The organism is Streptomyces ferrugineus, assembly GCF_015160855.1.
Classification (GTDB): Bacteria; Actinomycetota; Actinomycetes; order Streptomycetales; family Streptomycetaceae; genus Streptomyces; species Streptomyces ferrugineus.
This window is the reverse complement of record NZ_CP063373.1, coordinates 115,519-140,256: the sequence shown is the minus strand read 5'-3', so window position 1 is coordinate 140,256 and position 24,738 is coordinate 115,519. Positions and strand designations below refer to the sequence as shown.

24 protein-coding genes are annotated in these 24,738 nt (G+C 70.7%); 8 read left to right on the top strand and 16 right to left on the bottom strand.

Annotated features, from left to right (window positions below; all coding sequences use genetic code 11):
• Positions 1-15: 15 nt before the first annotated feature.
• On the top strand, positions 16-345 hold the full coding sequence (locus tag IM697_RS00650; protein ID WP_407699594.1) for a peptidase associated/transthyretin-like domain-containing protein: 330 nt from the start codon (positions 16-18) through the stop codon (positions 343-345).
• A 145-nt stretch (positions 346-490) separates the two neighbouring features.
• Complete coding sequence (locus IM697_RS00645) at positions 491-1,813, top strand: MFS transporter (protein ID WP_194043650.1); 1,323 nt, start codon at positions 491-493, stop codon at positions 1,811-1,813.
• 25 nt (positions 1,814-1,838) lie between these two features.
• On the opposite strand, the gene IM697_RS00640 is transcribed toward IM697_RS00645, so the two are convergent.
• On the bottom strand, positions 1,839-3,254 hold the full coding sequence (locus IM697_RS00640; RefSeq protein ID WP_194043648.1) for an FG-GAP-like repeat-containing protein: 1,416 nt from the start codon (positions 3,252-3,254) through the stop codon (positions 1,839-1,841).
• 103 nt (positions 3,255-3,357) lie between these two features.
• Positions 3,358-4,044 (bottom strand): nucleotidyl transferase AbiEii/AbiGii toxin family protein, encoded by a 687-nt coding sequence (locus IM697_RS00635; protein WP_194043646.1) that lies wholly within the window; start codon positions 4,042-4,044, stop codon positions 3,358-3,360.
• 204 nt (positions 4,045-4,248) lie between these two features.
• Between IM697_RS00635 and IM697_RS00630 the strand changes: the two genes are divergently transcribed.
• From IM697_RS00630 to IM697_RS00615, 4 genes are all read left to right on the top strand, one after another.
• Positions 4,249-4,851, top strand: a complete 603-nt coding sequence (locus tag IM697_RS00630) for a DUF4956 domain-containing protein (RefSeq protein ID WP_194043644.1) — start codon at positions 4,249-4,251, stop codon at positions 4,849-4,851.
• Positions 4,848-5,651: a polyphosphate polymerase domain-containing protein gene (locus IM697_RS00625; protein WP_194043642.1), complete on the top strand. Its 804-nt coding sequence runs from the start codon at positions 4,848-4,850 to the stop codon at positions 5,649-5,651. Before IM697_RS00630 ends, IM697_RS00625 begins: the two co-directional genes overlap by 4 nt.
• Positions 5,648-7,495 (top strand): carbohydrate-binding domain-containing protein, encoded by a 1,848-nt coding sequence (locus tag IM697_RS00620; RefSeq protein WP_228044451.1) that lies wholly within the window; start codon positions 5,648-5,650, stop codon positions 7,493-7,495. The genes IM697_RS00625 and IM697_RS00620 overlap by 4 nt, the downstream gene beginning before the upstream one ends.
• A gap of 121 nt (positions 7,496-7,616) precedes the next feature.
• Positions 7,617-7,964, top strand: coding sequence for a DoxX family protein (locus tag IM697_RS00615; protein WP_194043640.1), 348 nt, complete (start codon positions 7,617-7,619; stop codon positions 7,962-7,964).
• Between the two features lie 58 nt (positions 7,965-8,022).
• Here the strand turns inward: IM697_RS00615 and IM697_RS00610 are convergent, their stop codons facing one another.
• The 4 genes from IM697_RS00610 to IM697_RS00595 all read right to left on the bottom strand — a co-directional run bounded on the left by IM697_RS00610 (position 8,023) and on the right by IM697_RS00595 (position 12,530).
• Positions 8,023-8,388, bottom strand: coding sequence for a PH domain-containing protein (locus IM697_RS00610; RefSeq protein ID WP_194043638.1), 366 nt, complete (start codon positions 8,386-8,388; stop codon positions 8,023-8,025).
• A gap of 85 nt (positions 8,389-8,473) precedes the next feature.
• On the bottom strand, positions 8,474-8,950 hold the full coding sequence (locus IM697_RS00605) for a hypothetical protein (protein ID WP_194043636.1): 477 nt from the start codon (positions 8,948-8,950) through the stop codon (positions 8,474-8,476).
• A gap of 173 nt (positions 8,951-9,123) precedes the next feature.
• Entirely contained in the window at positions 9,124-10,740 is a 1,617-nt protein-coding gene (gene metG, locus IM697_RS00600) for a methionine--tRNA ligase (RefSeq protein WP_194043634.1), read from the bottom strand.
• A 77-nt stretch (positions 10,741-10,817) separates the two neighbouring features.
• Positions 10,818-12,530 carry a VWA domain-containing protein gene (locus tag IM697_RS00595; protein ID WP_194043632.1) on the bottom strand — a complete coding sequence of 571 codons (1,713 nt, stop codon included), beginning with the start codon at positions 12,528-12,530 and terminating at the stop codon, positions 10,818-10,820.
• Positions 12,531-12,803: 273 nt separating this feature from the next.
• Between IM697_RS00595 and IM697_RS00590 the strand changes: the two genes are divergently transcribed.
• Complete coding sequence (locus tag IM697_RS00590; RefSeq protein WP_194043630.1) at positions 12,804-14,876, top strand: PhoX family protein; 2,073 nt, start codon at positions 12,804-12,806, stop codon at positions 14,874-14,876.
• A 16-nt stretch (positions 14,877-14,892) separates the two neighbouring features.
• Here IM697_RS00590 and IM697_RS00585 read toward each other — a convergent pair whose 3' ends face one another.
• Positions 14,893-15,837, bottom strand: coding sequence for a LysR family transcriptional regulator (locus IM697_RS00585; protein ID WP_194043628.1), 945 nt, complete (start codon positions 15,835-15,837; stop codon positions 14,893-14,895).
• A 172-nt stretch (positions 15,838-16,009) separates the two neighbouring features.
• Here IM697_RS00585 and snpA point away from each other — a divergent pair, with 172 nt between their 5' ends.
• Positions 16,010-16,669 carry a snapalysin gene (gene snpA / locus IM697_RS00580; RefSeq protein ID WP_194043626.1) on the top strand — a complete coding sequence of 220 codons (660 nt, stop codon included), beginning with the start codon at positions 16,010-16,012 and terminating at the stop codon, positions 16,667-16,669.
• A gap of 100 nt (positions 16,670-16,769) precedes the next feature.
• Here snpA and IM697_RS00575 read toward each other — a convergent pair whose 3' ends face one another.
• The 9 genes from IM697_RS00575 to IM697_RS00540 form a co-directional block, all read right to left on the bottom strand.
• A complete protein-coding gene (locus tag IM697_RS00575) occupies positions 16,770-18,710 on the bottom strand; it encodes an FUSC family protein (protein WP_194043624.1) in 1,941 nt (646 codons plus the stop codon).
• Between the two features lie 37 nt (positions 18,711-18,747).
• Positions 18,748-19,746, bottom strand: a complete 999-nt coding sequence (locus IM697_RS00570) for an endonuclease/exonuclease/phosphatase family protein (RefSeq protein WP_407699593.1) — start codon at positions 19,744-19,746, stop codon at positions 18,748-18,750.
• Between the two features lie 503 nt (positions 19,747-20,249).
• Positions 20,250-20,669: an NUDIX hydrolase gene (locus IM697_RS00565; protein WP_194043621.1), complete on the bottom strand. Its 420-nt coding sequence runs from the start codon at positions 20,667-20,669 to the stop codon at positions 20,250-20,252.
• Positions 20,666-21,319 carry a dTMP kinase gene (tmk, locus tag IM697_RS00560; RefSeq protein ID WP_194043619.1) on the bottom strand — a complete coding sequence of 218 codons (654 nt, stop codon included), beginning with the start codon at positions 21,317-21,319 and terminating at the stop codon, positions 20,666-20,668. Before tmk ends, IM697_RS00565 begins: the two co-directional genes overlap by 4 nt.
• On the bottom strand, positions 21,316-22,818 hold the full coding sequence (locus IM697_RS00555; RefSeq protein WP_228044450.1) for a B12-binding domain-containing radical SAM protein: 1,503 nt from the start codon (positions 22,816-22,818) through the stop codon (positions 21,316-21,318). Before IM697_RS00555 ends, tmk begins: the two co-directional genes overlap by 4 nt.
• Entirely contained in the window at positions 22,772-23,608 is an 837-nt protein-coding gene (locus IM697_RS00550; RefSeq protein ID WP_194043617.1) for a DNA glycosylase family protein, read from the bottom strand. The genes IM697_RS00555 and IM697_RS00550 overlap by 47 nt, the downstream gene beginning before the upstream one ends.
• 158 nt (positions 23,609-23,766) lie before the next feature.
• Positions 23,767-23,949: a hypothetical protein gene (locus IM697_RS46075; RefSeq protein WP_456115001.1), complete on the bottom strand. Its 183-nt coding sequence runs from the start codon at positions 23,947-23,949 to the stop codon at positions 23,767-23,769.
• A gap of 11 nt (positions 23,950-23,960) precedes the next feature.
• Complete coding sequence (locus IM697_RS00545; RefSeq protein WP_194043615.1) at positions 23,961-24,281, bottom strand: hypothetical protein; 321 nt, start codon at positions 24,279-24,281, stop codon at positions 23,961-23,963.
• Positions 24,281-24,622: a hypothetical protein gene (locus IM697_RS00540; RefSeq protein WP_194043613.1), complete on the bottom strand. Its 342-nt coding sequence runs from the start codon at positions 24,620-24,622 to the stop codon at positions 24,281-24,283. The genes IM697_RS00545 and IM697_RS00540 overlap by 1 nt, the downstream gene beginning before the upstream one ends.
• Between the last annotated feature and the right edge of the window lie 116 nt (positions 24,623-24,738).

Here is a 24,738-nt window from a genome sequence, read left to right as displayed (position 1 = left end):
ACCCTCCGCCTCAAGGTGATCGACTCCGAGACCTGCAAGCCGATCAGGAACGCCGCGGTCGACATCTGGCACTGCAACGCGCTGGGCGTGTACTCGGGCTATGAGTCGATGGGCGGCGGCGTCCATGAGGAGCCGACGGACGACGAGCGCTATCTGCGCGGCACGTGGAGGACGGACAAGAGCGGCCAGGTGGTCTTCAAGACCGGTCAGCTCTTCTTCGACGAGGACAACGGGACCGAGGGCGGCCTGCTGAAGCTGAAGTGCCGGAAGAACGACATCGCGAAGGGCGTCGTCGCGACGATCACGATGGGCGTCGACCCCGAGGCCACCAACACCGGCACCTGACCGGCGGACGTAACGAGACGCCCCGCAATCACATGTATGGACATCCGCTCAACCCGTTGACCCGGAAGCCCGGCCTCCGTAACGTTCCCCGAGCCCGCGTACGTGATTCAGGTTCATGTATGTGTACGACTCAGGGGAGACAACGATGTCGGACGTCGTGATACCCGAGGCGGAACGCCGCGCCGTCGGCAAGTTCCTGCGCCGGATGCTGCCGATCCTCGTCCTGATGCTGCTGGTCAACCAGATGGACCGGACGAACGTCGGCTTCGTCCAGGACGAGTTGCGGGCCGACGTCGGGGTGAGCGCCACCGCCTACGGGCTCGGCGCCGGGCTGTTCTTCATCGGGTACGCCCTGTTCGAGGTGCCCAGCAACATGCTCCTCGAGCGCTTCGGCGCCCGGGTCTGGCTGACCCGCATCATGATCACCTGGGGTGCGGTGATCGTGGCGATGTGCTTCATCCACAACGTGTGGATGTTCTACGCCCTGCGCTTCCTGCTCGGCGTCGCGGAGGCCGGGTTCTTCCCCGGTGTGCTGCTCTACTTCACCCAGTGGCTGCCCGACTCCAGCCGGGGCCGGGCGAGCGCCATCTTCCTGGGCGGCTCGGCGACGGCGTACATCGTGACCGGGCCCGTCACGGGCGCGCTCCTCGAACTGCACGGGGCGGGCGGGATCGCCGGCTGGCGCTGGATGTTCGCGCTGGAGGGCGGCTTCTCGATCCTGGTCGGATTCGTCGCCGGCTTCTTCCTCGTCTCCCGCATCCAGGACGCCCGCTGGCTCACCCAGGAGGAGAAGGACGCGCTCGGCGAGGCGGTCGCCCGGGACAAGGAGGCGCGTGACCGGGCCCCGAGGACGTCCCGGCTGAAGCTGGTCCTCCACCCCCAGGTCGCCCTGCTGACCGCGGTGTTCTTCGCGATGGCCCTGACCGGGTACGCGATCACCTTCTGGCTGCCGAGCCTGGTCGACGACATCGGCGGGCTGTCGCCCTTCCAGGTCGGGCTGCTCACGGCCGTGCCGTGGATCTGCGCGGTGATCGCGATGTACACGATGGCCCACTTCACCGACCGCGCCCCGGACCGCCGCCCGTATCTGGCGATCGCCCTCGTCCTGTCGGCCGTCGGCACCTTTCTCGCCACCCTCGGCTCCCCTTGGTTCGGCCTCGCCGCGCTCACGCTGGCCGCGGTCGGGGGGAAGTGCGCGGCCACGCTGTTCTGGCCGATGGCCCAGTCGGGGCTCGATCTGAGGATCGCGGCGCCCGGGCTCGCCCTGGTCAACTCCATCGGAAACCTGGGCGGTTTCGTCTCGCCGACCCTCTTCGGCTACCTCCAGGACACCACGGGCAGCACCAACGGGGGCCTGTACACCCTCTCCGCCGCCTCCGTTCTCGCGGTGTGCGGCGTGGCGTTCATCCGCCGGTCGCGGACGGCCGCCCCCGTGCAGGCCGCGCAGACGGCGGCGACACGGGCGTGAACGCGGCAGGGGGCGGCCCGTGCGCTCAGATCACCCAGAGCAGACCGTTCCCGCCGAGGAGCGTGCTGTCCTGCTGGGTGAGGCCGACGGTGTTCGCCGTGAACAGGCGGCTGCCGGTGGCCGTCGGGCGCGTGGAGCCGCCGGGGAACACCCAGACGGCGCCGGTGAAGGTGTTCTCCTGCGCCGAGCTGACGAACAGCTCGGGCCTGCCGTCCCTGTTCACGTCCCCGGCGGCGACCGTCGTACCGAAGGCGTCGTCGGGCTCGGAGGCGCCGGGCACGCCGGAGGTGTCCTGGGTGAAGGCGTACGAGCCGCTGCCGAGCGCTCCCGAGGCGCGGCCCGGGATCACGGTCACCATCCCCGCCCCGCGCTTGGTGCCGATCGCCTCGTGGGGCGCGCCGACCACGAGGTCGGCCAGTCCGTCCCGGTTCAGGTCGGCCACGGCCAGGGAGCCGCCGAAGGCGTCGCCCTTCTCGCTCGCGCCGGGGACATAGGAGGTGTTCTGCGTGATCCGCACGGGCCGTGCGTCGGCCGCGATGCCCGTCGCCGAGCCGTACCAGACCAGCACCCGCCCGCCCGACACGCCGTCGGCGCCCGCGACTTCGGGCTCGTCCGGGTCACCGACCGCGAGATCGGCGTAGCCGTCGCCGTTGATGTCGCCGGTGGCGGCGATGAGACCGTTGCCGGCCTTCAGGGGGGACGGCGGGAACACGGGATCGATGTGGACCTCGCCGCCGGAGAGTCCGCTCAGGCGGGTGGTGACGACGACCCGGTTCGGCGTGGTGTTCCCGTCGAAGTCGCCGAGCGCGACGGTCTCCACGGCGGGGGTGGCCTGGTTGAACGTGGCCGAACCGAAGGTGCCCGTGCGGCTGAACGGCCCCTGGAAGAACACTGATCCGTCGTATCCGCTGACGGCGACCTGGGTCTTCGCGCCCGCGCCGGTGCTGAGCGCGGCCACGTCCAGGCCGTAGTACAGAGGGGCGTCACTCGGCGTCGACAGGTTCGTCCCGCTCGTGAGACCGCCGCTGCTGCCCCACAGCACCGTCACAAGCCCCGCGTTCCTGCCGTCGGCCGTGTCCTCGTACGGCGTGGAGACCACCAGGTCGGCATACCCGTCCCGGTTCAGGTCCGCCGTGGCGGTGGCGGCGCCGAAGCGGTCGTACGCCTCAGCTGTGCCCGGGACCCCCGAGGTGTTCTGCGTGATGGTCTTGCGGCGGGTCGCCGACAGGCCGGAGGCCGAGCCGTACAGGACGACGACGGCGCCCGCGGCCTCCTTGCCGGAGACGTTCGCGCCGGGTGCGGGCAGGACGGCGTCGCGGTATCCGTCACGGTTGAAGTCACCGGGGACCGCCCCGTGCACGGCGGTCGCGGGGCCGGCCGGCAGCAGCATCCCCCCGATCAGACCGACGACGACGAACGCGGCCGTGCTCCATCTGCCCATGTGAGTCCCCTCCACCCCGGACGCATCACCTGTGCGCCGACAACACGCGGGAAGTGTAAAGGCGCCGTGGGATCATGGGGGCGTCTCATGGGCCCGGCACACGTCACTCCTCCGCCGGCGGTCTGAGCGCCTCCTCCTCCAGCAGCCGCTCCGCGATGTCGTCGGCCCACGCCCGGGCCCACCCGCGCAGCGCCGGCACCGACTCCTCGGCGAGGCCCCGCGCGGTGAACTCCCGGTCGTCCAGGAGTTCCGTCGCCTCCAGGCGGGACTGGAGGTCGGCCAGGTCCAGCTCGTCCCAGGCGTGACGGCGGCCCAGCTCCTCCAGATCGGGGAAGCTGAAGTGGGCCGCGGCGGCGTGGACGTCGATCAGGTCGCGGGCCGCGCCGCGGTCGGTGAGGGCGCGGACCTTGGTGCCGATGAGGTCCTCGATGGCGAGCGCCGGGCCGAGGTCGGTGATGACCGGCGGACGCCAGAAGGTCTCCTTCAGGAGGTCGACCGTACGTTCCTCACCCATGCCGGGGTCCGTGACGAGCAGGCGGGCGGAGAGCGGGTCGGTCTCCAGGGGGCGTACCCGCCGACCGCGTTCCGTCAGGCCGTGGCGGACCATGGCCGCGATCTGGTCCATGGGCTCGGGGCTCTCCGTCGCCAACTCCAGGGGCACCGTCTCCCGAGCGGCTCCCGGGGCCAGACCATGCGCCCGGACCGCGCAGTCACCGGCCAGGACGAGCGGATAGCGGGCGCCGACCGTGAGGACGTCGGTCAGCAGATCGCGAGGCGGGGGCGGGAGCATGGTGCCCCGATTATCGCGGTCGCGTGCGCGCCAGCCGGACGCCAACATGCCGCCGTACAGGTGTAGTTCACCTCACGTACTCCTGGCGTGTTTCTCAAGGCCGGTTAAGGAAGCCCAAAGGGTTCTCACAGCCCGCTCCCCGATCGTCCTGGACATGAGCCCACACAGCCCACGTCACGACAGACCCGGGGAGCGGTAACCGCCATGAATCAGCTGGTCCTTGTCGCCGTCGACCTCGCGGCCATCTCCCTGCTCACCTTCGGCGTCTACTTCCCCCGCCACCACCGCCGGGACCTGATCGCCGCCTTCCTCGGCGTGAACGTCGGTGTCCTCGCCGTCGCCACCACGCTGAGCTCGGCCTCCGTGGGGATCGGTCTCGGCATGGGCCTGTTCGGGGTCCTGTCGATCATCCGGCTGCGGTCGTACGAGATCGCGCAGCATGAGATCGCCTACTACTTCTCCGCCCTCGCCATCGGGCTGCTCGCCGGGCTCCCCACGAGCCTGAGCGCGCTGACGGCCGCCCTGATGGGGCTGATCGTCCTCACCATGTACGTCGCCGACCACCCCCGCCTCTTCGGCCGGCACCGGCAGCAGAGCCTGAGGCTCGACTCCGCGTACACCGACGAGGACGCCCTGCGCGCGTACCTGGAGGTGCTGCTGGGCGGCCGCGTGGTGAATCTGTCGGTCAAGGGCGTCGACCTCGTCAACGACACCACTCAGGTCGAGGTGCGGTACGTGGTGACCGAGGGCGCGCGGGTCCCCGAGGAGGCCGGGTCCGCCGTCACCCGGCAGGGAGCGCGGGCATGAGCGCCACCGACTCCCTCACCCCCCTGATCGGCGGCCTGCGGCCCATCGGGCTCGACGAACTCGTCGAACGCGCCTCGCTGCTGACCCGGCTGGACCGCAAGTACATGCTGCCGGTCAGCGAACTGCCGTACTTTCTCTCGGGGTTGGGGGCGGACGTGCGGGTTCTGGAGATGGACCGGGAACGCCGCTTCGGATACCGGTCCGTGTACTTCGACACGCCCGAGCTGGACGGGTACCTGGGCGCCGCGCGCCGTCGCCGGCGGCGGTTCAAGCTCCGGATCCGCACCTACCTCGACTCCGGTGACCACTATTTCGAGGTCAAGACCCGTGGCCCGCGCGGTACGACCGTCAAGCAGCGCATCCCGTACGAGGGAAGCCAGTGGCGGCTCGCGTCCGAGGCGCGGGCGTACGCCGACGAGACGCTCGCCGCGGCCGGCATCGACTCCGACGGGTTCCGGTTCACGCCCTCGCTGGTCACCTCGTATCGGCGCACGACGCTGCTCCTGCCCGCGAGCGGCACCCGGGTGACCGTCGACACCGACCTGACCTGGGCCCTTCCCCATGGGATCGACGGGACCGCGCTGCGCACCCCGGACCGGGCCATCGTCGAGACCAAGTCGGGGCGGGCCGGGTCCGGCGCCGACCGGCTGCTGTGGTCCCTGCAGCACCGGCCCTGCCCGGTCTCCAAGTACGGCACGGGGCTCGCCGCGCTGCGCCCCGAACTGCCCGCACATCGTTGGCTGCCCGTTCTGCGGCGCCACTTTCCCACCGCACTCGCATGGAACGGGAGTCCCGCATGAGCAAGAGATCGGTGCGCAGGACGCGCACGATGCGTGCGATACGTACGAAGCTGATGGCTGTCCTCGCCTCGGTGGCACTCGGTACGGCCGTGCTGGCCGGGTGCTCGTCCGGTGACGGCTCCTCGTCGGCCGCGGCGGGTGCGTCGAGTACGTCGTCGGCGGCCGCCGCGTCCGTGGACGGCTCCCTGAAGGCCGCCGCCGTCCTCGCCGACAACCAGGACGTCCACGCCGAGGACGGGGACACGGACGCCGACGCGTCCGAGGCCGTGGAGATCGAGCTGAACGGCGACTCCGCGTCCGCCGAGGGGGACGGGGTCGGCGTCGACGGGGCGACCGTCACCATCACCGCGGCCGGCACCTACCGGCTCAGCGGCGGCCTCGACGACGGGCAGGTGGTGGTGAAGGCCCCTGACGCGAAGGTCACCCTCATCCTCGACGGAGTCGAGATCTCCAACTCCGAGGGTGCCGCGATCGACATCGCCGACGCCGACGAGGCCGTGGTCGTCCTCGCCGACGGCAGCGAGAACTCGCTCGCCGACACCGACTCCTACGCCGAGGACGCCGAGGCGAACGCCGCGCTGTACAGCGCCGCCGACCTGACGATCGGGGGCGGCGGCTCGCTCACCGTGAAGGGCAACGGCAACGACGGCATCGCGAGCGGCGACGGCCTGGTGATCCAGGGCGGAACCCTGACGGTCGACGCCGCCGACGACGGCATCCGCGGCAAGGACTACCTGGTCGTGAACGGTGGCACGGTCGCCGTCACGGCGGGCGGCGACGGCCTCAAGGCCGACGACACCGAGGACGCGGACCGGGGGTACGTCGCCGTCAGCGGCGGCACCGTGAAGGTCACCGCCGAGGGCGACGGGGTCGACGCGGCCACCGACGTGGTGGTCACCGGCGGGAAGGTGAACGTCGCCGCCCAGGCCTCCGACGACTCCTCGCCACACGGCCTGAAGTCGGGCGTCATCACCGTCCTCGAAGGCGGCACCGTCGACGTCGACGCCTCCGCCGACGCCCTGCACAGCGACTCGGCCGTCCACCTGGCCGGGGCCACCGTGACGGCCGCCGCCGGGGACGACGGGGTGCACGCCGAGGGCGACCTCGTCATCAGCGACGGCACGCTGAGGATCACGACGTCGAACGAAGGGCTGGAGGGCAAGGACATCCTGGTCAGCGGCGGTTCGACGACCGTCACCTCCCGCGACGACGGTGTCAACGCGTCCGGCGGCGAGACCTCGTCGAGTGACCAGGGCGGGCAGGGCGGCTTCGGTGGTGGCGGCGGGGGCGAGAGCGTCGGCGACTACACCGCCAAGGTCACCGGCGGCACCCTCGTCCTCAACGCCGACGGCGACGGCTTCGACTCCAACGGCACCGCCGAGATCACCGGCGGCACGGTCGTCGTCAACGGCCCGGAGACGAACGGCAACGGCGCGCTGGACGTCAACGGCAGCTTCACCGTGAGCGGTGGCACGCTGCTCGCGGCCGGCAGCGCGGGCATGGTCGTCGCACCGGACAGCGAATCCGGGCAGGGCTGGCTGTCGGCGACCCTGGACTCGTCCGTCCCGTCCGGCACGACCCTCCACGTCGTGGACGCCGACGGCAAGGTCGTCGCGACGTACGTGACGTCGAAGACGGTCCAGAACGTCGTCTTCTCGTCCGCCGCGATCAAGAGCGGGCAGGAGTACCGCGTGTACGCGGGCGGTTCGTCGTCCGGTGAATCCACCGGTGGCCTGGCCGAGAAGACGGGCGAACCGGGCTCGGCGGAGGCGATCGCCACGGTCACGGCGGGCGAGGCACCCGAGGGAGGGTTCGGCGGAGGACCGGGCGGGGGCCGGGGCTGACGCCCCGTTGCCGTACGCGAGATGACGCGCGGCCGTCTCCGTCACACTTTCCCGGCGCCCGGCGTCAGCCCTGTGACGGAGACACCGTCGTACCGACCCTCTCTCGCCGAGGAGCCCCGCCATGCATGTCGCCCACGTCGTCGTCACTGTTCTGGCCGCCCTGATGGCCGGATTCTCCGGCATCGTCCTGCTCCTGCGGGCCCAGTGGATCGTCGAGGCACTGACCGACTACAGGGTGCCCCGCGCCTGGTGGACCTGGCTCGGGCTGGCCAAGACCGCGGGAGCCGTGGGGCTGCTGGCCGGGCTGTTCGTGCCGGTGATCGGGGTGCTGGCGGGATCGGGGCTGGTGCTCTACTTCGCCGGGGCCGCCATCACCGTGGCCCGGGCCCGCCGGTACGCGCACATCCCGTTCCCCCTGGTGTATGCCGCTCCTGTCGTCGGGGCGCTCGCCCTGGCCCACGCCGCCTGATGCCGGTGGGGGGCGGTTCGGTCCCGGCGCGGGAACCGGACCGCCCCCCCCCTCGCGGCTACCTCGCCACGAACTGCGTCAGGATCGCCTGCACCTCGTAGATGTCGACGCCCTTGGTGAACGTCTTCTCGATCGGGGTCGCCGAGCCCGAGAGCCAGATCTTCAGCTCGGCGTCCAGGTCGAAGGTGCCGGCGGTCTCCACCGCGAAGTGCGTGATGCTGCGGTAGGGGATGGAGTGGTACTCCACCTTCTTGCCGGTGATGCCCTGCTTGTCGACCAGGATCAGACGGCGGTCGGTGAACAGGATGGTGTCGCGTATCAGCAGGTACGCGGCGTGCACCTGCTCACCGTGGCCCAGCAGCCGCGCGTAGTCCTGCTGCGCCTGCCCCTGGTCGATGGTGTGCGCGTTCCCGAAGAGCGCCATGAATGGATCCCCCCATGTGATGGCATTGTGTGATCTTCGCAATGTATAGCGCCTCGGGGGTGTCCAGGCATAGAGGCGTAAACGATCAGGTGTCGTACGAACCGTCCCAGGGCGCGCCGAACCCGAGGTGGTCGGGGTACAGCTCGGCCCAGGGCTCGCCGTCGTCCTCTCCGCTCACCAGGCCGAACAGCACGCCGTCGACGGTGAGTTGGAAGGGACGTATCGCGATGTCGGTGTACGTGCGCCGGGGAAGGCTGCGCAGCAGGGTCGCGAGACGGGCGCGGGCACGGGCGAGGACCGAGTCCGGGCCGTGCGGGGCGCGCTGCTGCTCGGCCCAGGTGCCCGCGCACCAGATCTCCGAGTCGCGGTACCTGCCCTCGGCGTCGAAGGTGTGCAGGACCGCGTAGAGACGTTTGTGCTCTTCCCAGCCGGTGCCGAGGTCGAAGTCCTTGGGGAAGGCGTACGTGACCGATCCCATGAACTGACCGTCCGCGTAACAGCCGATCGCCTCGGTACGGCCGTGCGGCTCGTAGGCGATCGGAATGACCTCAGGGACTGCCATGGCGGAAACCATACGGTCGTGTGGGGGGACATGGTGGCGGTGGGGTGCGATCGATGCCAACCGGATGGACAACATCCCCGTGATGTCCCCGAGTTGGGCACGGATCAGTCAAGAAATCCACGGGAGTCTTTCCGATCTCCGTGACACGGAGATCGGAAAGATCGCCGCAGGTGTCAGGCCGTCGGCTTCTCCTCCAGGCGGGGGAACAGGACCGCGCCCTTGGTGACCGTCGTGCCGGCCGGGAGCCCGCCCCACTCGCCGGACTCCTGGACCCGCTGGTCCGCGAGGGCGCCGAGGGAGGCCTCCGCGCCCAGGGAGTCCCAGAGCTTCTGGGAGGTCTCCGGCATGACCGGGTTCAGCAGCACGGCGACGGACCGCAGGGACTCCGCGGCCGTGTAGAGGATGGTGGCCAGGCGGGCCCTGCCCTCGTCGGACGTGTCCTTCGCGACCTTCCAGGGCTCCTGCTCGGTGATGTAGCCGTTGACCTGCTTGACGAAGTCGAAGACCGCCAGGATGCCGCCCTGGAAGTCCAGCTCCTCGCCGATCTTCCGGTCGGCCTCCGCGACCGCCTTGGCCATGCCGGCGTGGATCGCCTTCTCCGCCTCGCCGTCGGCCGTGGCCGCCGGCAGCTCGCCGCCGAAGTACTTGCCGACCATCGCGGCGACGCGGGAGGCGAGGTTGCCGTAGTCGTTCGCCAGCTCGCTGGTGTAGCGGGCGGAGAAGTCCTCCCAGGAGAACGAGCCGTCCTGCCCGAACGCGATCGCGCGCAGGAAGTACCAGCGGTACGCGTCCACGCCGAAGTGCGAGGTCAGGTCCTGCGGCTTGATGCCGGTCAGGTTGGACTTGCTCATCTTCTCGCCGCCGACCATCAGCCAGCCGTTGGCAGCGACCTTGCCGGGCAGCGGCAGGCCGTTCGCCATCAGCATGGCCGGCCAGATGATCGCGTGGAAGCGGAGGATGTCCTTGCCGACGAGGTGGACGTCGGCCGGGAAGGTCGACTCGAACTTCTCCGGGTTCTCGTTGTAGCCGACCGCCGTGGCGTAGTTCAGCAGCGCGTCGATCCAGACATAGATGACGTGCCCGGCGTCCCAGGGCACCGGGACGCCCCAGTCGAAGGTCGACCGGGAGATGGAGAGGTCCTGGAGCCCCTGCCGTACGAAGTTCACGACCTCGTTGCGCGCGGACTCGGGCTGGATGAAGCCCGGGTTGGCCTCGTAGTGGGCGAGCAGCTTCTCCGCGTACTCGCTCAGCTTGAAGAAGTAGTTCTCCTCCTCGAGGAGCTCCACCGGCTTCTTGTGGATCGGGCAGAGCTTCTGGCCCGCGTACTCGCCCTCGCCGTCGAGCAGCTCACCGGGGAGCTTGTACTCCTCGCAGCCGACGCAGTACGGGCCCTCGTAGCTGTCCTTGTAGATCTCGCCCTTGTCGTAGAGATCCTGGACGAACTCCTGCACCCGGTCCGTGTGCCGCTTCTGCGTGGTGCGGATGAAATCGTCGTTCGCGATCTCCAGGTGCTCCCAGAGGGGCTTCCACGCCTCCTCGACGAGCTTGTCGCACCACTCCTGCGGGGACACCCCGTTGGCGTTCGCGGTGCGCATGATCTTCTGACCGTGCTCGTCCGTGCCGGTGAGGTACCACACCTTCTCGCCGCGCTGACGGTGCCAGCGCGTGAGCACGTCCCCTGCGACGGTCGTGTAGGCGTGGCCCAGGTGAGGAGCGTCGTTGACGTAATAAATGGGGGTGGAGACGTAGTACGCCTTTCCACCCTGCTTCTCGGATCCAGTGGCCGCCATGGTCGAAATCCTACTGGGCCTCTGAAGATCGACTCACCCGCGTTTCGGGGGGTGGACGGAGTCCACCCCCCTCTCGGCTACGGGCGCCAGTTCGCCAGGATGCCCTCGTAGACCTGCTGGTCGGTCAGTTCCAGCGGGGTCTCGCCGGCCAGGAAGAGGGCCGTGTTGTCCCCCTTCAGCTTGCGGAGGTAGTCGAAGGCCTTCTGCTCGGGGTCCCCGAAGGCGACGAAGGAGAAGAACACGGAGGGGTGGTTCTTCGCGGCCTCGGTGAGGGCGTGGGTGGCGGGGGTCTTGGCGTCGGGGGCGCCGTCGGTCTGGAAGACCACCAGGGCGGGGGTGTCGGGAGCCGTCTTCCGGTGGTGGGTGACCACCTCGTCCACGGCCACGTGGTAGCTGGTACGGCCCATGCGGCCGAGGGCGGCGTGCAGCTCGTCGATCTTGTTCTCGTGGTCGGTGAGGGTGAGTTCGCCGGTGCCGTCGAGTTCGGTGGAGAAGAAGGCGACGTGGACCGTGGGGTCGGTGGCCTCGGGGTCGAGGTGGGCGGCGAGGGCGAGGGTCTGCTCGGCGAGGGCCTGGGCGGAGCCGTCCTTGTAGTACGGGCGCATGGAGGCGGAGCGGTCGAGGACGAGGTAGACCTTGGCGCGGGTGCCGGTGAGGTTCTGCTGGTGCAGGACGGTTCGGGCGGCGTTGTAGGCGGTGAGGAGGCCCGGGGGGAGGGCGGGGGTGTCGGTGGCCTCGGCTTCGCCTTCGGCCTCGGTGTCGTTCCCACCCGCACCACCCGTGCGGGTCTCGTCGTCGACTGCGGGTGCCTCCTGTGGGGCGTCCTCGCCGTCGGCGGCCACCGGCTCCGGGGTGGCCACGGCTTCGGGCGCGGTGGCGGGCTCGGGCTCGGCGGATGCCTCGGGCTCCGGGGCCGCGTCGGGCGTGACCTCGGCCGTCGGCTCCGGGGCGGGCGTCGGCTCCTCCACGGCTGCGACCGGCGCGGGCTCCTCCACCACCGGCTCGGGCGCCGTCTCCTCGACCACGGCCGGCGCCTCGGCGGCCGGCTCTTCGGCGACGGGCTCATCCGCAGCCGGGGCCTCAGCGACGGGCTCCTCGGTGACCGTCTCCTCAGCGACGGGCGTCTCGGCGACGGCCTCGACCACGGCCGGTTCCTCAGAGGCGGGCGTCTCCGCAGCCGGCTCCTCAGCCGTCGGCTCCTCAGCGGTGGGCGTCTCGGTAACGGGCTCGACCGTGGCCGGCTCGTCAGCGGCGGGCGTCTCCGCAACCGGCTTTTCAGCCGTTGCCTTCTCGGCGGCCGGCGTCTCCTCAGCCGTCGGCTCCTCCGCGGCGGGCTCCACCGCAGCCGGTTCCTCAACAGCGGCCGGTTCCTCAACAGCGGCCGGTTCCTCAACAGCGGCGGTCTCCTCGACCCCCGCCTTCTCCTCGGCCCCTGCCTCCACCGGCTGCGCCGGCTTGGGCACCGTCACATTGTCGAAGGCGGCCGAGACCAGCTCGTGCTCGTCCGTTTCTGTCTCGTCCGCCTCGTCCGTCTTGTCGGCCTTGTCCGCAGGCTTCGTCTCGGTCGTCTCGGTCGACTCGGTCTTCTCGGGCCGGTCCGCCCCCTCCGAGTCGCTGGCCTCCGAGCTGCGCGGTTCCGGTACCTGGGCGGTGGCCGTCGGCTGGGGTTCGGGGGACGGGGAGGGGACCGTCGGCTGGGGTTCCGGCGAAGGAGTCGCACCCTCTGCTTCGGCGGTGTGTACCTTGCGTGACCGGCCGAACGCGTTCCGCAGGAGAGTGAGAATGCCCATGTGCGCAACCCTTCGCGTGAGTTGATGCCCGTAGATCCCTGGCCAGGACGGACACGTAAGGTTAGCGGGCCCGGGTGGCGATCTTGGGGAGGGGCTGGCACAGGACCCCCGGCACGTCAAGAGTGCCATCGCGCCGATGGCCGCCGGACGCCCAACCTCCCTACGGATACCTCCAGTTCACCCGTCGTTCATTCGATCGCCCCGCTCCCGCACAAACGTGCCCCTACCGTCCCCCACGCTGCATTCATGGGGAAGCAAGGGGAGTACCAAGCCATGCGCATTCAGTTGCCGATCGTCAGTACCAACAGTGACTCGCATCCCGGTGGCCGTTCCGCCCTGACCTGTCGGTACCGGTGTGGAGACGCCTGTTTCCACGAGGTGCCCAACACGACGACGAACCCGTACGTCGGTGACGTCATCGCCGAAGGGGTCAGCCGTCGTACGACGCTGCGCGCCGCCGCCGTCGTCACCGCGGCCGCCGCGATCGGCACCGCCGCCAACGTCGCCGCCGCCCCGCAGGCCGAGGCCGCCACCGCCGACCGTTGGCACCGGCCCGGCACGGGCGAAGGCGCCCGCGGCCTGCGCTTCACGCCGGTCGCGCCCAACACCGCCGACGTCGTGACCGCCCCCGAGGGATACGCCCAGAACGTCGTCATCCGCTGGGGCGACCCCATCCTGCGCGGTGCGCCGGAATTCGACCCGGACAACCAGACCGCCGAAGCGCAGGCCGGCCAGTTCGGCTACAACTGCGACTTCCTCGCCCTGCTCCCGCTCCGTGGCGAGCACCGCCGCCAGATCCTCGTCGCCAACCACGAGTACACCAGCGAACCGATGATGTTCCGCGGGTACGACGCCGACAACCCGACCCGCGAGCAGGTCGAGATCGCCTGGGCGGCCCACGGTCTGGCCGCCGTGGTCGTCGAGGAGGACCGCAGGACCGGCAAGCTCACCCCCGTGCCGCGGCACCGTCTCAACCGGCGCGTCACCGCCACCACCGAGTTCCGGCTCACCGGCCCCGCCGCCGGGTCGGACCTGCTCAAGACCTCCGCCGACCCCACCGGCACCAAGGTCCTCGGCACGCTCAACAACTGCGCGGGCGGTGAGACCCCGTGGGGCACCACGCTCCACGGCGAGGAGAACTTCAACCAGTACTTCGCCAACGCCACGCGCACGACCGACTCGCGTTACGGCATCGGCAGCGGCGCGACCGAGCGCAAGTGGGAGCTGTTCGACAAGCGGTTCGACATCGCCCAGGAGCCGAACGAGCCGCACCGCTTCGGTTACGTCGTCGAGTTCGACCCGTACGACCCGGACTCCACCCCGCGCAAGCACACCGCGCTGGGCCGCTTCAAGCACGAGGGCGCGACCGTACGGCTGACGCACGACGGCCGGCCGGTCGTGTACTCCGGTGACGACGAGCGGTTCGACTACTTCTACAAGTTCGTCGGCAGCAAGCGGATGCGCCACGGCAGCTCCCGCTGGGCCCGCGAGCACAACCTCTCCCTCCTCGACGAGGGGACCCTCTACGTCGCCAAGCTCACCGGCGACTCCCCGGCCATCGAGATCGACGGCACCGGCAAGCTCCCGAACGACGGCGAGTTCGACGGCAGCGGCGAGTGGATTCCGCTGGCCACCGCCACCGCCGACGGCGCCGTCTCGCACGTCGAGGGCATGACCGCGGAGGAGGTCTTCGTCTTCACGCGGCTCGCCGGTGACAAGGTGGGCGCGACGAAGATGGACCGGCCCGAGGACGTCCAGCCCAACCCGGTCACCGGCAAGGTGTACGTGGCGCTGACGAACAACTCCCGCCGCGGCACCAGCGGCAACGCGCCGGTCGACGAGGCCAACCCGCGCATCGGCAACAAGCACGGCCAGGTCCTGGAGCTGACCGAGCGCTGGAACCGCGCCGACAGCACGAAGTTCGCCTGGACGCTGTTCCTCGTCGCGGGTGACCCCGAGGATCCGGCGACCTACTTCGCGGGCTTCCCGAAGGACCAGGTCAGCCCGATCTCCTGCCCGGACAACGTCGCCTTCGACGACTACGGCAACCTGTGGATCTCCACTGACGGCAACGCGCTCGGCTCCAACGACGGCCTCTTCGGTGTCCCGGTCAAGGGCTCCCGGCGCGGTGAGCTGAAGCAGTTCCTGACCGTGCCGAACGGTGCCGAGACCTGCGGCCCGATCATCCAGGACCGCCGTGTCGTCGTCGCCGTCCAGCACCCGGGCGAGGTCGACGGCGCGTCCGCCGACAACCCGGTGAGCACCTGGCCCGACGGGCCCGGCAAGGCGGTCCGCCCGGCCGTCGTCGCCGTATGGCGCAAGGACGGCTGCGACATCGGCGTCTGACCCCCACGGACACCGATCACGGGAGTACTGGGACCGGCGGCTGCCGCTCACCGTCGTGTTCCAGCCACTCCCGGTACGCCGGCGCCTGCCGGGCCGCCTCCCAGTACGCCTCCTCCAGCGCGGGGTAGACCCCGTCGAGGACCGTCTCCGTACGGGCCGCGAGGAGCAGGCGTACGCCGAGGGGGTCGCCGTGCAGGCGCCGTACCGCCATCGTGGGGCTGTCGGCGTGGGTCGGCTGGCAGACGGCGACCACCTCGCCGGTGGCGACCAGGGCGTCGGCCGTGTAGTAGTCGCCGTGCAGGACGTGCGGGTTGACGCCGGCCGCGCGGAACATCCGCTGCACGGCGTCCCACTCGCCGTCGACGGTCGGGTCCACCATCCAGCGGTCTTCGGCCAGGTCACGCAGGCGGACCTCGGATTTCACCGCCGCCGGGTGGTCGGTCGGCAGCGACACGAACTGCGGTTCGCGCTCCATCAACACGCGTAGCCGGAGTTCGGGCGGGATACGCAGCGGGCAGCCCTCCACCTCGTGCACGAAGGCGACGTCGAGCTGGCCGTCGGCGACCATGCGGAGCAGGGCGTTCGGGGAGACGTTCATATGGAGCGTCGGGTCCTGGCCGTGGCCGCGCAGCCGGCGCAGCCAGCCCGCCAGCGCCTTGCTCGCCGTCGAGCCGACCCGCAGCTCCGCGCCGCCCACCGCGGCCGCCCTCGCCTCCGCGACCAGGGCACGCATATCGGCCACCAGCGGACGGGCGCGGCTGAGGACCAGACGGCCCAGCGGGGTGGGGCGGCAGCCGGTTCTCGCGCGCACGAACAACGCGCCGCCCAGCTCCTGCTCGATCCGCCGCAGTTGGGTGCTGAGCGAGGGCTGGGCGACGCCCAGTTGGCGCGCGGCCCGGTGCAGACTGCCGGTGTCGGCTATGGCGCACAGCGCGCGCAGATGTCTGACCTCGAGCTCCATGCCAGGGGAGATTAAAACGGAAGCAACGCTTTCACCAGCGGCACAAATCCCCCCTGATACCTGTGAATTGGGGCCCCGATAGGGCCGGGCTATCACCGTTTGCCATCATCACAGCGGCCACACAGGCGTCGACACTCGCCTTGACGACTCACCCCCCACCTAGGAGTCATCGATGCGCATGTCCTCTGCCCTGTCCGCCCGTTCGCTGACGGCGGTCGGTCTCGGTGTCGCGGCCCTCGGCTTCGGCACGGTCGCCCCGGCGACCGCGGCCCCGGCCCATGTCCAGGCCGGCTACGTCGCCAAGTCCGCCGAATCCGACTCCAGCCGGGCCTTCTTCGAGGCCGTGCTGAAGTCGGTCGCCGAGAAGCGCGCGGCGAACCCGGGCCTCGCGGCCGTCACGGTCACCTACGACGCGTCCGCCGCACCGCAGTTCAGCGAACAGATAGCCCGCAGCACCCAGATATGGAACAGCGCGGTGTCCAACGTCAAGCTCCAGGAGGGCTCGAACGCCGACTTCACCTACCGTGAGGGCAACGACCCGCGTGGCTCGTACGCCTCCACGGACGGGCACGGCAACGGGTACATCTTCCTCGACTACCAGCAGAACCAGGAGTACGACTCGACTCGCGTCACCGCGCACGAGACCGGGCACGTGCTCGGGCTGCCGGACCACTACGAGGGGCCGTGCAGCGAGCTGATGTCGGGCGGCGGTCCCGGTCCGTCCTGCACGAACGCGCAGCCGGACGCCAATGAGCGGGCCAAGGTCGAGCAGCTGTGGGCCAACGGGTTCGCCGCGGCGATGGACAAGGCGCTGCACAAGAGCAACCACTGATCAACCGCTGATCAACCACTGATCAACCACTGATCCCACCCCCCACATGGCGCGGTCGCCCTCCTGCACAGGGCGGCCGCGCCGGCCTGTGGGGCGCGTTTCAGTGCGGGGACGCGATCGCCCTCGCCGCGGCCACCTCTTGCCGCAGCGGCTCCAGGACGCTCTCGGCCGGGCCCGTGAGGTCGGTGCGGACCGCGTACGGAGTCTCGGCCTTGCGTACGCCCTCCGCCAGCTCCCTCAGCTGACGTACGACCTGGGTCACCTCGGCGGCGGACGGCGGGGCCGCGCCGTGGCGCACCCGTACCCGTCCCGCGGTCGTCGCGTCCACGATCCGCTCCACCGCCACGACCAGGGGCCACCACGCGGCCGCCCGGCGGCCGGTGGGCGGGGGTTCGGTCAGGGCGCGCTGGAACTCCGTGCGGATGGCCGAGAGGTCGCGGTAGAGGCGGCGGCGCATGCGGGCGCGGGCCGGCGGGTCCACGGCGTTCGGGCCGAAGGCGCTCTCGACGTAGTGCGCGGTGCCGTCCACGGCGTCCGCGAGACGGTCGCCGACGCGGGTGTGCCAGCTCTCCGGCCACAGCAGATACCCGGCGACGAGGGCGATCGCGCAGCCCATGAGGGAGTCGACCAGCCGGGGCAGCAGCAGGCCGGTGCCTTCGCGGTTCAGGATGTCCGACACGAGCAGGATCACCGGGGTGATGGCGGCCGTCTGGTAGCCGTACCCGCGCGGGGTGAGCGCCGGGACGAGCGGCGCGAGCAACAGCAGTGCCGGTACGTCCCACCAGCCGCGCGGCACCTCCGACAGCACCGCCGCCGCGACCACCAGGCCGGCGACCGTGCCGAGGGCGCGCAGCAGGGCGCGGGAGAAGACGGAGCCGAAGTCGGGCTTGAGGACGAAGGTGATGGTGAGGGCGACCCAGTAGGAGCGGGGGACCGGGACGATCGACACCAGGGTCTGGGCCAGGCCGATGCACAGGGCCAGGCGCAGGCCGTAGCGCCAGGAGGCGGCGGAGAGGGTGACGCCCCGCAGGGCGCGGGCGGTGCGGATGCTCAGGGCCGCGGGGCGGCCGAGGCGGTCGTCGATGCCGCGGGGGTCGACGTCGGGGGTGGTGACGACCTCGGCGGCGTGCCGCAGGGCGTGGTCGACGGCGCGGGCGGTCTCGGTGGTCGGGGCGGGGAGCTTCTGCACTGTCGGGCCGGTGCCGGTCTCGACGGCGGAGGCGAGGTGGCGTACCGCCTCCGGGACCTCGGGCGGGAGCGGGGCGCCGGTGAGGTGGGCGGCGGGGGCGGCCTCGACGACCGGGGTGATGGCGTTCAACTGGGCCACCAGACGGGCCAGTTCGGGGCTGCGGCCGTGGTGGGTCGCGCGGTGGGCGAGGACGGTGTCGTACGACTGGTTCAGGGACTGGGTGACGGCGTGCCGGGCGTCGTCGTACGCCTGGGCGCCGCCGCCGACGGCCGTCAGCAGGTCGGCGACCGTCCGGTAGGTGTCGGCGACCGCCGCCCGCTCCGGCACCCCCGACCTCAGCGGCCAGGCCAGCAGCGCCAGCACCAGGACGAGCAGTCCGCCGCCGGACAGCAGCAGCGGCGCCAGCCACCACTCGCCCGGCATCGGCAGACCCGCGCCGACCACGCAGGTCAGCAGCAGCACCAGGCCCGACGCGGAGGCGACCGCGCCGATCGTCGAGATCATCCCGGAGACCAGCGCGACGCCGGTGACGGCGGCGACGGCGACCCAGCCGTGGCCGTGGACCAGGGCGCCGAGGGTGACGCCGACGGCGCCGAAGAGCTGCGGGAGGGCGATGGTGGGGATACGGACGCGGTAGGCGGCGGCGGTGTCGCTGATGACGCCGTTGAGGGCGCCCATGGAGGCGAGGGCGCCGTAGGAGGGGCGGCCGAACGCGAGGCCGATGGCCAGGGGCAGGGCCAGCGCGATGGCGGCGCGGACCACGGCCGGCCGGTTGACGGGGGCCGGCTGGGCCCGCAGGTTCCGCACGAGCCAGTCGGGGGGTGTGAGGCCGATGGGGAGCTCGCGGGGCATGAGCCCCATTATGAGCACCCTTGTTCACCTGCTCAGCTCATCGTCGCTGGTGAAGCGTGAGGTCGGTGACAAGTGCGCGGTGGTCGGTGTCGGCCAGGTCGAGGAAGCGGGCGGCGCGGACCGAGAAGTCGGCGGACAGCAGCACGTGGTCGATCTGCACGCCGAACGCCGGTGCCGTCCGGGCCGGCCAGCTCGGTGCGCGGTCGTGTCCGGCGAGCCGGGCGGCGTCGTGCAGACCGGTGTCCAGGATGCGGCGGAAGGCGGCGTGGTCCTGGGAGGCGTTGAAGTCCCCGGCGAGGACGAGGGGTGTGCGCCGGTCCTCGGCGGCGAGGTCCCGCAGCTCACCCAGCTCCCGCCGCCAAAGGTCGGTCCGGCCGGGCAGCGGCGGCATGGGATGCGCGAGCTGCAGCCGTACGGCGTGCCCGCGTACGTCGGCGACGGCGCCGGGCATGGCCATGGTGCCGGCGACGCCGTCGGCGGGGTCGAGTGGGAAGCGGCTGAGCACGACCGACCCCTCCGAGCCGCCGGCCACCTGTGCCGCCCGGTGCGGATACTCGGCGCCGAGGGCCTCTTTGAGCTTGCCGTCGCAGGTGTACTCGCACTCCTGCACGAACACGATGTCGGGCCGCTCGCGGCGGACGGCGGCGACGAGGGCGTCGGTCGCGTGCCCGAACTCGACGTTCGAGGTCACCACCCGGAACGAGGCCAGCGGCGTCCCGCCCGGCCGGCTGCTCTTGCCGTACGGCTCGATGAACCAGGCCAGCAGCCCGAGCAGCGCGAGCGCCCACACGACACCGAACCACCAGCGCGAGAGCACGGCGAACAACAGCCCGAAGCCGGCGGGCGCGAGCAGCCACGGCAGAAACGCCAGCAGCTGCGGAACCGGGGTGACCCCGTCGACATCGGCGACCCGGCAGCCGACACCCACGCTGACGACCACCAACACCAGACCGACGACCCAGACCCCGAACCGCCCGGCCCGCCGTCCGCGCATACCACCCGGTGGCACCGTCCACTCGGCAGCCGCAGTCTCCAAGTCCCGACCTTCCACTCGCGGGTGGGATGCCCGAATTCTCGCTCAAAGACGGGAGCCGTGGGACGAAGGTTGCGCGGGACGGGACGGGTCCCGGGGGCGCGCCGACGATGGGGCGCCGGTCACCCAGTGGGAACCGTCCAGGGGGTGGCGATCGCCCGGTTCTGCTCATGGTCTCCCGGGCTTCGTACTCGGCTTGCGGTTCGAGGCCGGCGGCGGCGCGGAGTTCGAGGGCGCGGTGTTGGAATGCGGGGTCCGCGTCCGCGTGCTGGGCGAGTAGCCACGCGGCGTTCGCGGCTTCTGTGCCGACGAGGGCGTGTCCGGGCCGGCCGTGGGCGTCGACGATGCGCCGGAGCGCGGCGGTGTTGTCGGCGTCCATGGCTCGCCACTGGTCGAGGTGGTCGGGTGGCTGCTCGCCTTTGGGCAGTGATCGGATGCGTTGGTCTTCGGCGGCGCGGGGTCATGCTGTCCCCGTTCCTGGGTGGGTCGCCTGGGGTGGGGGCGCGTTACCAGTCGTGCAGGGTGAGCGTGCCGGTGCCGGCGAGGTAGCCACGCAGCCCTGCGGCGGGGTATTCGATGATGTCGTCCGGGAGGTCGTGAGCGTCGAACCACCGCAGGTCGAGGCACTTGTCGGGCTCGCGGTTGACGGGTTCGCCGGTCCACTCGGTGGCCAGGAAGAAGAAGCCGATGCGGTCGCCTTCCGCCTGGCGGTGGTGGACGACGTGGACCATGCGCAGGTGCGCGGGGTCTACGGAGACGCCGGTCTCTTCGAGGAGTTCACGCGCGGCGCCGTCGGTCAGTGGCTCGTCGGGGTCGAGCTTCCCGGACGGGACATGCCATCGGCCGTTGCCGTAGGGGCCGCCGCGCTGGGACATGAGGATCTTGTCACCGCTGCGCAGGATCACGTGTGTGTCGAGGATTGTCATTGGGCCACCGTGAGCGGGTCGGGGTCACTGGGGCCGACGCTACCGGGGCGGCGGGCGAGGGATGAGGCGATCTGTGCGGCTGCCTCCGATGGTGTGGTGTTCCCGGTGTCGAGGACGAGGACAGGCACGTCCATGCCGCGCAGCGTCCGGGCTGCCTGCTCGTACAGGGCGAGTTCGCGGGCGGGGATGCCGGGGTCACGTTCGAAGCGGTGGTGTGCTCCGCGTTTCGTGAGCCGTTCGGCGACCACGTGTGGCTCGGCGGTGAGGATGACCGCGAGGTCGGGAAGCGTGACGTCGTTGTTGAGCGCCAGGAGGAAGGGTTCCGGTACGTCGTCGAGGCGTTGCACGACGAGGGTAGACGCGAGGTAGCGGTCACAGACGACCGTGCGGCCGGCAGCGAGCTGGGGCCGTATCTCGTGGACGAGGTGGTCGTACCGGTCGGCTGCGACGAGGCAGGCGAGGGCGTGTCCGCTGATCTCATCGGCGTGGGTGCGGGTGAACGCGCCGATGGGGCGGGTGGACGGCTCGCGTGTGGAGTGCACCCGGTGACCGTGGCCGCGCAGCAAGTCGGCGAGCGCGGTTACGAGGGTGGACTTGCCGACGCCTCCGGGGCCGTCCACGGTGACGAAGGTTCCGCGGTGCTGTGTCATGCGGCCATGCCTCCTTCGTTGCGCTCGTGCTGTTCGCGGGAGAGAGCGGCCAGGTGCTCGCGGATCTCGGTCAGCGGGGTCTCGGCGAACTGAATGCCCACGGAGAAGTTGAATTCGTCGCGTCCTCGCATGGCCTCGTCGGCGCCGTGCTCGGTGAGGTCCACGTCCCCGTACGCGAGCATCTGCACGGGGTCGTGGCCGGTTTCGACGAGGCGGGACCAGATCGGCGTACCCGGGTAGGGCCGGAACTCGAACACGGAGGCGCGGAAGGCGCCCGGTAAGCGGTCGGACAATGTCCACAGACTGTGGATGTGCGCGACGGTCGCGGCGAGGTCGTCGCGGTGCTCGTCGGGGTACCCGAGGATGAAATACCCCTTCACATTGATGCCGCGAGCCATGAGGCGACGCGCTACGGACGCTGTCATATCGGCCGTGATGCGCTTGTCCATGGCCTTGAGCACGCGGTCACTGCCTGACTCGATGCCCAACGCGACTTCGCGAAGCCCGTTCGTGGCGAGGGTGTCCAACAGGGCGTCGTCGGCGCGGTGCAGGACGTTGATGCGGCCCGTGGCGTCCCAGACGTACCGCTCGCCGATGCGGTGGGCGGTGAATGCCGCCATCGAGTCGCGGATGATCCGGTCCGCGCCGAGGAAGAGGTCATCCACGAATCGGAACGCACTAACGCCGTGGTCGGCGTGCAGTCGCTCGAGTTCTTCGATGATCCCTTCCGGTGAGCGGGTACGGATCTTGATGTCCGGGTTGGCGGAGACGGCAGCGCCGCAGAACCCACAGTCGTACGGACAGCCGCGCGAGCCGACGATGTTCGCTTCGGTCCGGCCGTCGTCGGCGCGGTACGGGTCCTGTGGCAGGAACTCGCGGTCCACGAGCGGCAGGGCGTCGATGTCCGGGGCCGTCCACTGGTGAGCATTCTTGCCGTGGGCGAGACCGATGCCGTTGGTGCCGAGTCGGTGATCCCGCCACATCACGCCGGGCAGTTCAGCGCGGCGCCGCTCGTCGTCGAGGAGCGCGGCCACACGGGTTTCGCCCTCCCCCAGAATCATCGCGTGCAGTCGCTTCATGCGGGGGTCGGCGAGCACCGTGGTGGGCATGGCCTTCGCGTGGTGTCCACCGACCATGAGGCGGATGTCCTCGTCGAGTCCGGCCGCGATGCACGCTGACAGCTCGTACGTGGGGGCAAGGAGGTTCATGCCGACCCACCGGGGTTTCGCCTCGTTGACGGTGGCGATGGTCTGCGCCAGTCCGAGGCCATGCGCTTCTGCGTCGAGTACACCGACGTTGAACCCCTCCTGTGTGGCGTATGTGGCGATGTACGCCATGCCGAGGACGGGCAACGTGTAGTCGTTGACGCGGGGACGCTGGTCGTAGTCGCGTAGGGGCGCGTTGACGAACAGCGCATCGAGGGCGCGGGAGGTGTCCGCGCCGTTGATGAGGTCAGGGGTGGTGCGGGGTGGTACCTCCGTCATGCTGAGTGCGGGCATGGCTCCCCCAGGTGAGAGTGAACAGAGTCAGGGCGTGGAGCTGTGGGCGGTCCGGCGCCCATCGGCGCCATCGGGCTTCGAATCCGCGCTCGTCGTCGGGCAGGATCACGGCGGGGGTCGCGGCGCGTGCCCAGGTGCGGACCGCGAGGTCTCCGTGTGGGTAGACCGAGAAATCGCCGGTGTAGTCGGCGACAGCGGCCGATGCCGTCCATGGGCCGATGCGTGGTACCTCGTCGAGTGCCTTGACGAGTTCATCGGGGCTCATGGCAGCCCACCGCTCGTGGTTGCCCTGGTAGGCGGTGGCGGCGGCTTGCAGGGCCGTCCGGTGGAACTTCGCGCCGGCTTCCGCGAACGCCTCGTCCGGGAGGCGCAAGACGGTCTGCGGGTCGGGGACCACGGCCATCGGTCCGGCCGGAGTGTCCACGGTCCGGCCGTGCTCCGTGCACCAATGCCGGTAGACCTTGCGCGCCTGTGCGGCGCGTACGACCTGGCGCAGGATGGCCGTGGTGATGGCGTCCCAGAGGGACGGATTGGTGAGGCGGACGACCGTGCCGAGGGCCACGAGAGGGCGGAGGAACGGTTCCGGTGCCTTCCCGTGCGGGAGTTGGGCCGAGGGCGTACGGGACAGCGGCGGCGCGGCGTTGTCCGCTGTGTCGACGGGGCGCAGGTCGAGCGCGTCACCGGTCCATTCAGCGAACCAGACGGCGCCGTCATGGCGAACGACCCGCGCGGTCTGCCCGTTGGTGTCGGTGATCCATGCGGGGTGATCGGTGATCAGTGTCGTACTCAAGACTTCGTCTCCACTCGTGGGACCCGTGCGGCGGGCGGGATGCTCGTCGTGGCCCCCTATCTAACGAGGCGGGCGAGTCACGTGGCGTGGGACTGCTCGACACGTCGTATTTCTTCCCTTCTGCCGTCGGTGTGGACGGGGCTTGCAGGCGTGGTCGGTCACGACACGGTGAAAGAGGGTGTGCCTTGTGCATCCCGCGTGCCGCAGGTCCCAGTCCTGGGCGCCTCATACGCATCCCGCCGCCCCGATTCCGCCGCACATCCCGGTGCCTCGCAGCGGATCTCATAGGTCATCCCGCCTTCCGGATCGTGCCGGACGGTGTGTGGAACGTAGCGATACACGGCGCGTGCGCTCACCGTGCTCCTCCCGACCCGGTGTCATCGGAAAGACGCAGGCCGCGCGACTCGGCGACGCGCAGCGCATCGCTCAAGCACTCGGCGAGCCGGATCCCGGCGTAGCGCACTTCGGTGTGCGGGGACATGGGGTCGTCCAGCACCTTGCGGGCGCAGGCGAGTACGTCAGCGGCCGTGGCCAGTTGCACGGCTTCCATGCGGTCGGCAAGGCGCGACAGATATCCGCCCTCACTGTCCGTGGCGAGGAAGCACGGCTTGCTCTCCGGGGATGTCCACGGGAGGAGGCGAAGTGTGGTGGTGGATTCCGAGGCACGTTCCATCAGGCAGTCACCTCCTTCGCCCCGATCAGGTGCCGGTCGAGGTCGGCCATGGTGTCGGCGGCGGGCACGAGCGCGAGGTGGCGGCGCCGACGGGCGCATTCCTGTTCGTGGTCGGTGAGGTAGGGGCGTACGAGGCGGCATTCGGCGCCGTCGAGGGGCAGGTGAAGACCGTAGGGGGAGCGGTGGAGGGGGAGGGAGAGGCACGCGGGGTCAGGAACGGCGGTGGAATGAGGCGAGATCGGGCACCAAGCAGCGGATTGCACGCCCGCGCGGCGCTTGCCGGTGCCAGGGGCGAGCAGGAGCCTCAACCATTCGGCGAGGGGACGGATAAGGTCGCGCATGTCGGTCTGCTCCGTTCAGATCGGCCGTGCCCCGGGAGGTCAGCCCACCTCGCCGGGGTTTGACGTCTGTCAGTCGGTCGGTGCAGATCTACGGAACCGCTGCCTGCCGCCGCGAA